The organism is Halanaerobacter jeridensis (assembly GCF_016908315.1).
GTDB lineage: Bacteria > Bacillota > Halanaerobiia > Halobacteroidales > Halobacteroidaceae > Halanaerobacter > Halanaerobacter jeridensis.
Genome location: NZ_JAFBDQ010000011.1, coordinates 101,214 through 113,092, shown reverse-complemented (window position 1 = coordinate 113,092; position 11,879 = coordinate 101,214). Strand labels below are relative to the sequence as shown.

At 33.2% G+C, this 11,879-nt stretch carries 7 protein-coding genes; 1 reads left to right on the top strand and 6 read right to left on the bottom strand.

Annotated features, from left to right (window positions below; all coding sequences use genetic code 11):
* The 4 genes from JOC47_RS10980 to JOC47_RS10965 all read right to left on the bottom strand — a co-directional run.
* Positions 1-514, bottom strand: a 514-nt coding sequence (locus tag JOC47_RS10980) for an InlB B-repeat-containing protein (RefSeq protein ID WP_204702121.1), incomplete at its 3' end; no start/stop codon positions are given.
* Positions 515-689: 175 nt separating this feature from the next.
* Entirely contained in the window at positions 690-1,874 is a 1,185-nt protein-coding gene (locus tag JOC47_RS10975; protein WP_204702120.1) for a bacterial transcriptional activator domain-containing protein, read from the bottom strand.
* A gap of 96 nt (positions 1,875-1,970) precedes the next feature.
* Positions 1,971-3,962, bottom strand: a complete 1,992-nt coding sequence (gene ligA, locus JOC47_RS10970; protein WP_204702119.1) for an NAD-dependent DNA ligase LigA — start codon at positions 3,960-3,962, stop codon at positions 1,971-1,973.
* Positions 3,963-4,345: 383 nt separating this feature from the next.
* Entirely contained in the window at positions 4,346-4,723 is a 378-nt protein-coding gene (locus JOC47_RS10965; RefSeq protein WP_204702118.1) for an HPr family phosphocarrier protein, read from the bottom strand.
* A 231-nt stretch (positions 4,724-4,954) separates the two neighbouring features.
* Between JOC47_RS10965 and JOC47_RS10960 the strand changes: the two genes are divergently transcribed.
* A complete protein-coding gene (locus JOC47_RS10960; protein ID WP_204702117.1) occupies positions 4,955-6,265 on the top strand; it encodes a glucose-1-phosphate adenylyltransferase in 1,311 nt (436 codons plus the stop codon).
* Positions 6,266-6,511: 246 nt separating this feature from the next.
* Here JOC47_RS10960 and JOC47_RS10955 read toward each other — a convergent pair whose 3' ends face one another.
* Positions 6,512-8,647: an alpha-amylase family glycosyl hydrolase gene (locus JOC47_RS10955; RefSeq protein ID WP_204702116.1), complete on the bottom strand. Its 2,136-nt coding sequence runs from the start codon at positions 8,645-8,647 to the stop codon at positions 6,512-6,514.
* 80 nt (positions 8,648-8,727) lie between these two features.
* Positions 8,728-11,721 (bottom strand): pullulanase-associated domain-containing protein, encoded by a 2,994-nt coding sequence (locus JOC47_RS10950; protein WP_204702115.1) that lies wholly within the window; start codon positions 11,719-11,721, stop codon positions 8,728-8,730.
* Between the last annotated feature and the right edge of the window lie 158 nt (positions 11,722-11,879).

Below are 11,879 nucleotides of genomic sequence, written 5' to 3'. Positions count from 1 at the left end.
TATAAACTGTTGTTTCAGCACTAGCTGTATTTGCTACTTCTCCTTCCCAATTAACAAACTGCCAACCTGAAGCTGCTGTCGCTTTTAGATTAGCTGTTGTTTCTTTTTCCATTTCATGACTACCAACTGCTGGTATCACTGCTCCTTCTCCTATTTTTTCTACTGTTAAAGTCTGATATTCAAGATTGGGTTCTAGCTCTTCAAAAACAGCTTTGACTGTCTTATCACCGTCCATATAAACTGTTGTTTCAGCACTAGCTGTATTTGCTACTTCTCCTTCCCAATTAACAAACTGCCAACCTGAAGCTGCTGTCGCTTTTAGATTAGCTATTGTTTCTTTTTCCATTTCATGACTACCGACTACTGGTATCACTGCTCCTTCTCCTATTTTTTCTACTGTTAAAGTCTGGTATTTAGGACTAGATTTTACACTTCCACTACTTCCACAGGCAGAAAGAAGCAAAACAATAAAAATTAAGAGAGAAAAAAACAAATATCTTTTAAGTTTTTTCATAAAAGCATCTCCTTTATCAAGTGCTTGATTTCATTTTATTAATAGGTTGTTGAATAATTAAATTATTAAGTTAATTATACTACAATAATATCTTTTTTTTTTCTAAAACATCTCGTTTTAAACTCTTTTCTACAAAAAAATAAAAAACTCCACTAAATAGTGGAGTGAAATCAAGCTATAGATCAAAATCATCATCTTCTCTATAATTTTGATTAGAAATTTCTTTCCATTCTAACTGATGGTTTTTCCCCACCTCAGTTAGAAATAAAGAGTCTAAAATGCGATGAGAAATTTTAGATTTATTAGCTAGAGGTGTCCTAGCTAATAGAATATAAATAGTATGGTCATCCCATTTAGTAATTACATCTTCTCCTCTTAAACGACTGCTAATTCGAGTAATCAACTCTTCTAATAACTGATACGAAAAGACTTCTTCAAAAATTATTTTTAATAATAAAGACGGTGTATCTTGTCTAGAACTCTTACGTTTTTCTAATTTATAGATTTCTTTAAAAACACTAGATTCACACCTTAAAGCTCCCATTGTAGATAAATTCATTGGAGTATGAACATTACAACCTTGATTATCAATAATTCTATTGTATTCCTCTTTCAATCGCGATGAAGGTGAAATTCCTAGCTCTCTTTCCATAGCTTCTTTACACTTTTTATACAGAAAAGCAACTTTCCAACATCGATCTTCATGGTGCAAAATTTTCATTGCTAATAAATAAAAATCCTCCCGATAAGGCGCTTCCTCAATTCCAAATTCTAAATACTGCAGTACTTTATCATTATTATGTAATTTATAAGACATTTTAGCTAATAACATAATAATATTAAGCATAACTTCTCTATAGTGAATTCGAGGTAATTCAATCCACCGCTCGTACAGATCATTTTCCATAAAATCTCCTTGATAAAGATCAATAGCTGATTCAAGTTCTTCAACAGCTTGGTATAATTGCTTATCAGACAGACCATTAGTGAGATCAAAACTTTTATATTTATTATAAATTGAGGTAAATTCAGCCCAATCCAACCAATAATTTTTCTTATCATTCAAGCTATAACCTTGGGGAGATTTTAAAATATAACTTTCCTCTTGTCCATTATCAAGTACTTTACGCAGCTGATAAATAGTATCATAAACTCTCTTAACCCCTTTAGATAAACTTTGAGTAGGCCATATCTTTTCTACTATTTGCTCAGAATTAATTTCTTTCCCATGTTTAACTAATAATAATTTAAATAATTTAAGGGTCTTTTTTGATTTCCAATGTTTTTCTCTAATCTTTTTAGAATCTAACTTAATATAAAATGATCCTAAAGCATATACTTCTAGTCTATTATCAGCCATTGCACTCCCCCTCCCTAAATAAAAAGTCGAAAATTAAGCCTTTAATTACTTAATTCCCGACCAATGTCAAATAATCCTCTTTTATCTAGAAAATATTTACTTGATTAACTCTTTAAATTCCTCTTCATCTAAAATAGTTGTCCCTAATTCTTGCGCTTTATCATATTTAGAACCAGGATTAGCTCCTACAACTAAATAATCTGTAGCTCCACTAATTGAACTAGTCACACGCCCGCCTAATTTAGAAATCTCTGTTTTAGCTTCCTTACGGGTAAAATCATCTAAACTTCCTGTTAATACAAATTTAGTTCCTTCTAAAGTTGCTTCTCTTTCTTGATTTTCTGATTCAAAATTAATTCCAGCTTCTTTTAACTTAGCAATAATCTCTAAATTCTGTTCTTCAGCAAAGTAGGTGTCGATCATTTCAGCAATCTTAGGGCCAATTTCATCAATAGCTTCTAACTCTTCTTTGCTCGCAGCAATAACCTCATCGATATCAGCAAAATTCTGCGCCAATACCTGCGCTACCCGGCTACCTACATATCTAATACCTAAACCATACAGAACTTGATCTAAACTATTATCTTTACTATTTTCTAATGCATCCAATACATTCTGGCTCGACTTTTCTGCCATCCGATCTAAGGCCATCAACTCTTCTTTTTCTACATAATATAAATCAGCCACATCTTCTACTAATTCTTTTTCTAATAACTGATCTATTAGTGCTGGGCCAATTCCGTCAATATTCATTGCATCTCGCTGCACAAAATGTAGGATTTCTTCCCGTAATTTAGCTGGACAAGCCCCTCCTGTACATCTTTTAGCAGCTTCACCTTCCAAACGAACTGCTTTAGCTCCACAAACCGGGCACTGATCTGGTAAAGTAAACTTTTCTTCACTACCATCTCGCTTATCTGGCAGCACTTCAACTACTTCTGGGATAATATCACCAGCTTTCTGTACTATCGCCTGGTCACCAATTCTTACATCTTTGCGGTCTACTTCATCTTGATTGTGAAGGTTAGCCCGGCTAACAACGGAACCATCCAATAAAATTGGCTCTAAGACAGCAGTAGGCGTTAAAGATCCCGTTCTACCTACTGTTACTTCAATATCTTGAATAGTAGTTTCTTTCTGCTGAGCAGGAAACTTATAAGCTATAGCCCAGCGGGGATGTTTAGCTGTTGAACCTAATACTTCTCTCAAATCTAAGCGATTAACTTTAACTACAATTCCGTCAATTTCATAATTTAAATCTTCACGTTTTTCAGTCCAGCTTTCACAATAATCAATTACTGCTTCAATATCAGCTAAAACTTCTCGTTCTGGATTAACTTTAAAACCTAAATCTGCTAAATAATTTAACCGTTCACTATGTTTTTCAAATCCTCGACCAGCAATATAAGCACTATCATAAATAAAAATATCTAACGGACGATTAGCTGCTACTTTAGGATCTAACTGCCGCAAAGTTCCTGCTGCAGCATTACGAGGGTTAGCAAAGGTAGATTGCTCTTCGTCTTCACGTTGTTGGTTTAATTCCATAAACTTGTCTTTAGGTAAATAAACTTCGCCTCGAACTTCTAAATCAATATCTTGCCCTAAATTAAGCGGAATACTACGTACAGTCTTTAAATTGTGAGTTACATTTTCTCCTATTTCACCATTACCTCTAGTAGCCCCTTGCACTAACTTACCATTCTCATAGAGCAAAGAAGCTGATAAACCATCTATTTTTAGTTCTACAACATATTCAAACTCTTCTGTAATCTCCTTCTTTACCCGCTGGTCGAAATCTCTTAATTCCTCAGCCGAAAAAGACTTATCAAGACTCAATAATGGCACATCATGTTCCACCTTTTCAAACTCATCTATCGCTTCTCCCCCAACTCTTTGTGTAGGAGAGTCTTCTCTTTTTAATTCAGGATATTTTTCTTCTAACTCTACTAATTCCTGCATCAATTGATCATACTTACGGTCACTAATTTGCGGATCATCTTTAACAAAATAATAATAATTATGTTCCCTTAACTGTTCCCGTAATTCCGAAACTCTTTCTTTAACACTATCTTCAATATTACTCATTTATTTCACCTCTGTTTAAATTTTAATCTTCATTTATTATTTTATACTACCACTAATTAATTTAAAGATTAAAATTATAATTCCTCTCTAAACTTAAATATTATCTAGCTATAAAGTTTCACTTTTAGTGAAACTTTATAGCTAGAAGTAAGTAGCTAAGAGCTAGTAGTTAAAAACATAAAATCAAATTCAAAACCTAAAACATTAACCTAGTATTCAATAATTCAAAGCTATGAACTGTTTTTTTGGTTTTGAATTTACTACTAGCTACTAGCTTTTATCTACTAGCTAGTGGCAGATAGTTACACTTTATATAGAAAAAGCACTGGTGAGTCCCAGTACTTTAAACAATTTCTATAAAATTATTACTTTTATTATTTATATTACCCTACTTCAGACAAATTCTTCTTCATTCCTGAGCCCAGCATTTTCATCATTTCATCTGGGGAAATGCAATCAATTTGCTCTTTATCCCCTTGATTATCATTACAATAGCTAAGCTCTTTTAATTTTTCTTCAAATAGTTCTGTAATTACTTCTGCTGCCTCTTCTTCATCAGAGCCTTCTGCTTCTAATACTAATTTATCACCATCTCTTACTTTTAACCACAAAACACCTAAAATACTCTTTACATTTGCTACTTTATCACCTTTAATTAATTTAATAGTAGACGAAAATTCTTCAGCCTTTTGCACTAAAACTGAAGCAGGACGAGCATGTAAACCTAATTTATTATTGAGTCTTATTTCTTTATTTATCATTTTGATCATCCTTTCTAATTAATAATTGTTTTCAATTGGTATATCTATTATAAGTAATTATTACTGATTTGTCAACTATAAATCAGTGCTTATACACTTTCGACCACCTAATTAAAACTGATCTAATTTTTATTTTATTTTAATAAATACTAGATAAATAAAGGAAGATGACATTTTTTAACGAAATATGTAGATAGCATATAAATTTTATAAAACAAGGGGGATTCTATAATGAAAAGTTTAGCATTAATTTTAGCTGGAGGTAGAGGTACGAGGCTAGATATTCTATCAAAACATAGAGCTAAACCCAGTGTTCCATTTGCTGGTAAATTTAGATTAATCGATTTTGCACTTAGTAACTGTGTTAACTCAGGAATTTTTAATGTAGGAGTCATTACGCAATATTTACCATTATCTTTAAACAAACATATAGGTATCGGAAAACCATGGGATTTAGATAGAAAAATGGGTGGCGCAACAGTTTTGCAACCATTCACTGGAAAACCAGAAGCAGGTGGCTGGTATACTGGAACTGCTCATGCAGTTTACAAAAACATCAGTTATATTCGACGTCACAACCCAGACCAAGTAATTATTCTATCTGGTGATCATGTTTATGAAATGGACTATAGTAAAATGATTGACTATCATAGACAAAAAGATGCAAAATTAACAATAGCCGCTCAACCAGTAGATTATGAAGAAGCAAGCCGCTTTGGTATTTTAGACCATGATGATAATATGCAAATTACAGATTTTGTAGAAAAACCAGAAAATCCACCTAGTAATTTAGCTTCAATGGGCATCTATGTTTTTAATACTGAAGAACTTTTAGAAGCTTTAGAGAAACACTGTGATGAAGAGAATTCAGATTTTGGACACCATGTTATTCCTCCAATTATCGATAAAGGAGAAGCATTTGCCTATGAATTTGATGACTATTGGAAGGATGTTGGAACTTTAGAAGCATACTGGAAAACAAATCTAGAACTAACAAGAGCTATTCCAGAATTAAATTTATATGATGAAGATTGGAAGCTATTTACTCGCAGTGAAGAAAAGCCACCAGTAAAATTCGGTAACTCTGGTGATGCAGCACGTAGCTTAGTTTCTAATGGCTCAATTATTAATGGTCATGTTGAAAATTCAGTTATTAGCCCAGGAGTTTATATTGAAGAAGGCGCTATCGTTAGAGATTCAATCATCTTTAATGATACAGTTATTAGAAGTAATACTATCGTTGATCGCTCTATTATTGATAAAGAAGTGGAAATTGGTCATAATTGTAAGATTGGAACTGGTGATGACCTAACTCCTAATCAAGAAAAACCTGAATTGATGTCTAATGGATTAAATGTAATTGCTAAACGAGCTACAATACCAGATAATACTACTATTGGACGAAATTGTAGAATATTCTCTTATGTTAAAGAAGAGAATTTTAAAGATGATTTCATTCCAAGTGGTAGTACTATAACTTCTGAAAGTGGTATGCAAGTATTAGAAGGTGATGAAGAGAAAGTTAAAGATTTAAATATATAATTCTAAAAATTAAATACAATAATCAAGATAAATATAAAAGCCCACTCCAAAATTGGAGTGGGCTTTATATTACTTAAAAAGAAAATACTATTCCATTGGCGTTTATTCTTATTTGTTATTAGATAGACTTGGCACTGCCAAGTCTCTACTTTTCTTTTTTCCTTGTTTTTCTTTACTCATTACTTCTTATTCTTCACTTCTTACTCTTCACTTCTTACTCTTCACTTCTTAGCTCTCTACTGGTTACTAATTCTTATAAATCGGAACCCAGACTGACCATCCTTCAGATGCACTAGCTTTAACTTTAAAGTCGGCCTTTCCTTCACTGTCTGTTATAATAATTCCAGGAAGGTTACAAGTATAATCTACAAAAGCAGTATTAGGTTTATTGGTCTGCACTGTTTTAGTAATTATTTTTTTCTTGTCAGACTGATCATTTTCTTTACCTTCTACAACTAATAAACCATTTTTCCCACCGTAACCATCATCAACATATTCTTCGGCTTCTGGAGGTTCAATCCAGTTATCTCCATCAACTACATATTTATACGGCCATTCTCCTGGAGGTAATTCTAAACTCAACTTATAAATGCCATCATTATTTTCATCTTTCATCGGATTTGCTTCTTTATTCCAACCATTAAATCCACCGGCTAAAGTTACGCTATCTGAATTGCCTTCTGGTTCAAAAGTGAATTCAACTTCGACTGGCTGAGCTGTTTCCCCAGTTACATCCCGCTTAGTAATCAATTCTACTAAACCACTCTGCCAGACATTATCTTTCCCTTCACGTAAATATACAAATGTTTCTTCATCAGTACCAGCACAAACTTTACCGTCTCCATAGGCAAATTTCTGACGTAAAGTAAGCAACTTGTTAATTCCTTGTTTCATGTCCTCTGTATAATAATCTTTCCAATAAACTGTAGGAACGCCGTGCTCATGCATTAGTATATAGGTATAAGCTTGATAAGTCCTAGCAGAAACTGGTCTCGTATAGCCACCTTGTTTACGATCAGTATCATGATTATCCACAAAAGTTACTGCCTGTTCATGATATTGGCCCTGATTAACTAAACCACGCTCAGCTAATTCTCTCATATCTAAAGTACCATCACGTAGTTCTTCAAAAGCTTGTCTCAAAGGAAAATCAAAGACTTTTAAATCGGAATTACCTACAGAATCTAAATAGCTTTTTAGGCGATTAACATTTGTCTCCCAAGCTTCACCAACAAAGAATAAATCCTCCTGGGTATTAGCTTGTACATGTTCAATCCATTCACCAGTAAATTTAGAACTAATATGCTTACTAGCATCCATTCTAAAACCATTAAAGCCAACATCTTCACTGACCCAAGTTCCCCACTCTTTCATTTCATCAATTACCTTTTCATTTTGAAAGTCAACATCTGCAGCCATTAAGAAGTCTTTACCAAAAGATTCATCCCAATGTTTCCCTTTAAATAATATTGGCTCCATTTGACCAGTATCAGCATCATAATCTACTGCATCAAACTGCTTCCAATTCCAATCCCATTCTTTATCTTTACTATAATATTTTTCTCTCCCCTTCATATTAGGCAGATTAGTATAAGAATGAACCTTACTTCCACCCATCAGCGGACTATACTCTAAATTATCATTATCTGGAGCAAAACGATGATTGAATACTACATCATAATAGGCTTTCATTCCTGAATCATGAATTGTAGTTAAAGCCTCTTCTAATTCTTCATGAGTACCATATTTAGTTGCCTGACTTCCAGCTTGGTCAAACTCTCCTAAATCCCATAAATCATAAGGCTTATAACCAACTGATGTTGGCTCACTACATTTATTAGCTGGCGGCAGCCATAAAGAAGTAATTCCGTTTTCAGCTAATTCTGGAACATTATCAGCTAAGTAATTCCAAAAACTAGTCGGCGTCATTAAACTCCAATAAAAAGTCTGCATCATTGTTGGATTAGATTTACTAAGTTCTGCTTGTGTTTCAGTTACAAATTGTACCTGACTAGTAATTTGCTCTCCAGATGTATTTTTAGCTGTAAATTTAACATTATAAACTTTAAAATCTTTTAAGTTAAAATTAGAAACTTCCAGTTTATCTCCCAATTTAACTGCTTTAACATCTGCTAATCCTTTGCCATTTTCTTCGACTACTACTTCTGCTTCTGCTAGTTGTTGATTAAAGTCAAGCATCAAACTATCCATAGTTATTGGGACTTGACTGTTATTATACTGCTCTAAAGTAGATCCTTCCAATACAAATCCAGGTTTACTGAGCTTAGTTTTTTTATTTCCGCCTTTACAACCTACAATAGTTATTAAAAGGAGTACACTAATTACTAACAAAGCCACTATTTTTTTATTCTTTAATTTCAAATTTTTCCCCTCCTCATAATCAATTAAAAAAATAGAGAGCAGAGCATAAAACCCTACTCTCTATTTTATTAAAATATAAATTACTGAGTTATCTTAATTACAGTAGCAGTTAATGGAGCTAAAGTTACAATATCTGTATTTACTTCTACTCCAGAAACTGTAGTAACTGCTGAAACTCCTGCTTCATCATCATCTACAAGTACTGTACCAGCAGTTAAATCAGCTGCAACACTGAAATCTTGCTCTATGGTATCAGCATTAATAAATACATAATAAGCATTACCTGCACTCTGTGTCTTATAAGCTATAATATTATCTTTTACATACTCGCCTGGATAAACTAATTCTACATTACTATCTACTGCTGCTTTAGTTTCTAAAGTAAAGGCATCAGTAGACTTTCTTAATGCAATTAATCCTTTAGTATATTCCATTGTTTTCTTCTGAACCCCAGAATTAGTAACAGCATCCCAATCAAACATGTTGATTGCATCACTAGAATCATAAGAGTTGTGAATATAATAATCTCCAGTAGTATCTACATAAGTGTCTTCTCCTTCAGGACTACCAGAAGCTTTCCACTCTTTAGTTCGACCATATTCTTGCCCACCATGTAAAAAAGCAATTCCTTGACTAGTTAAAATCATTGTATTTCCTAATCTAATTCGCTTTTGAATTCTTTCTTCATCACTAGCAGTTGAAGGGTCTAATTTCATTGCCTTAGCAATTACATCATGTAAAGTTAAGTTATCATGAGCAGCAATATACTGTACCATATCACCAGGGTCATCAGCAGGAGTATTACCAGGCTGAGCTTTAATATTATCGAAGATTGTTGCAATACTCATTTCTCCACCTGTAATAAAGCGGGGGTCTCCTTCTGACTGACCAAATCCTGATTTTATCTTATTTCTCATTTCATCAGAAAAGACTGCTACATCATTAGTTTTATTCATCCAGTCTTGGTCTGCTCCTTGAGTTCCTGAAGGACCAGTATACATTCTCCATCCTTCCCCAATAAATAAAGTATCCGGATTAATATTAGAAACTTTATTATAAGCTTCAGCTATAGTTTGAGTATCAATTAAACCCATTAAATCAAATCTATAACCATCTACTTTATATTCTTCTGTCCAATAAACCAAAGAATCAACAATTAATTTCCGCATCATTTCATGAGTCGAAGCAGTATCATTTCCTACTCCTGAACCATTGGTTCCTCTAAAATAATAATCAGGGTGAATTCTATTTAAAATATCTGTACCGGCCATATGATTATATACTACATCAAGAGTAACTGCCATCCCCTGATCATGAATAGCTTTAATCAATGTCTTCAACTCATTAACCCTAGCCTTTGGATCTTTAGGGCTTTTAGAATACATACCCTCAGGAGCAAAATAACTATGTGGATCATAACCCCAATTATAATTGTTATCTTTAGCAGAATACTGTCCTTCTAGCTCATCTACCTTTCTTTCATCACCGAAGTAATAAGACATAACTGGCAGTAACTGAATATGAGTTACACCTAATTCCTTGATATATTCTAATTTTTCAGTAAATGCTTCATAAGTCCCAAATTGATTACTTAAACCTAAACCAGGCTGAGAAGTAAAGTCTCTCACGTGCATTTCCCAAATAATTGCATCTTCACGTGTTTCATATCCACTGACATTAGCAAAATCTAAATTAGGGCCAATAGAAGATGGGTCAATTATTGCAGCTTTACCAACTGCATCAACTGAACCTCTATTAGTAGCATCAGTATTTATCTTAAATTCTGCCATTGATTTAGCATAAGGATCTAATGCTTTGTTCTCTTTCCCATCAACTGTTACCCTATACTGATAAAAGTAGCCATCTAAATCTGAAATGCCAACATTAGAATCATCTAGCGTAACACTCCAGACTCCATTATCTCCTTTAGTTAAAGCAGTAGAAGCAACTTTACTACTTTGATCATCTTTATCATAAACATCAACCTCAACTGCAGTAGCATCAGGAGACCATAACTTTAATGTCGCACTACCATCACTATTATAAGTAGCTCCTAAATCATCTCCTTGATAAGCAGTTAAAGAATCTTCATATTTAGCTCCCGTATCTGCTTGAACTGTTTTTCCATCATAGCTAATCTTATATGGTGCTTCAGTTTCAACATCTAAGTTAGCGACTATTGTTCCGGCTCTACTATCCATTGCACTATAAGATTCAATAGTAATTTCATTACCATCTTTGTCCGTTAAAATTAAATCTGCTTTACTTATTTTTTCGGCATCAGTGAAAGATAATTTAATTTCAGTAGGAGAAACTACTTCTCCACTTAAGATACCTGAGGCAACTTCCTTATTAGGACTAATATAAACAGTATTATCACCTTCAAAGGTATAAACATTTTTATAGTCTTCTACAAAATTAAATATATGATCGTCACCATCTTTACTTGGATCACCAATTTCTTTATCAACTGGGACAAATCCTATTGTCTGAGCTCCATCTTTTAATGGAATATCATAATAAACTCCGAATTCATCTCTTCCAGCAAAATCTAAACCATTAGGCCAATCTGAGTCAGATGACCAAGTAGTATCTTTCCAAATCCAGAGAGTATAAGCACCATACTCATCATTATTTCTCTGATAATGAACTCTTAAATGACCAGCTGGTACATCAGTATTTCCAGTTGGTGAATATTCTCGACTTTGATCAATCATTAGCTCTTTTATTGTTATTATTTCATTCTCTTCAATAGTTACCGTCTTAGTTCCATAATATTCAATACCATCTTTAACTACTGAAACAGTTAATTCTTGTTCTCCCGCAGTAACTCCTGTAATCTCTTCATTTAATCCAGCAAATTGATTAGCAATTTTAACTTTTGCTGTACTCAGATCTAAATCACTTTCTGTAACACCTAAGTCACTACTAAAGCTAACTGCTCCTTCTTCAACAATTAAACTACCTACTTTTAGATTATCATCTTCATTACCTCCACCACCACTTCCACTTGAACATGCTATTAATCCGAAAGCCAATAGCAAAACCAATAATACACTAAATATTTTTTTCATTAAGATTCCTCCCTGAAATTTGTCAAAATCAAATTCACGCCTTTTCTTTGATAAGTGAATAAACTTAAAACTATGAAAATAAAAAACTATCCACTGATTACTATAATTATACTAAATACATAATTATACATTTATTTTCTAAATCCTTCTTTTTATTT

Excerpts from the sequence above, each read along its gene's own strand:
- JOC47_RS10975 (WP_204702120.1), bottom strand. The coding sequence starts at position 1,874 with ATGGCTGATAATAGACTAGAAGTATATGCTTTAGGATCATTTTATATT.
- ligA (WP_204702119.1), bottom strand. The coding sequence starts at position 3,962 with ATGAGTAATATTGAAGATAGTGTTAAAGAAAGAGTTTCGGAATTACGG.
- JOC47_RS10965 (WP_204702118.1), bottom strand. The coding sequence starts at position 4,723 with ATGATAAATAAAGAAATAAGACTCAATAATAAATTAGGTTTACATGCT.
- JOC47_RS10960 (WP_204702117.1), top strand. The coding sequence starts at position 4,955 with ATGAAAAGTTTAGCATTAATTTTAGCTGGAGGTAGAGGTACGAGGCTA.
- JOC47_RS10950 (WP_204702115.1), bottom strand. The coding sequence starts at position 11,721 with ATGAAAAAAATATTTAGTGTATTATTGGTTTTGCTATTGGCTTTCGGA.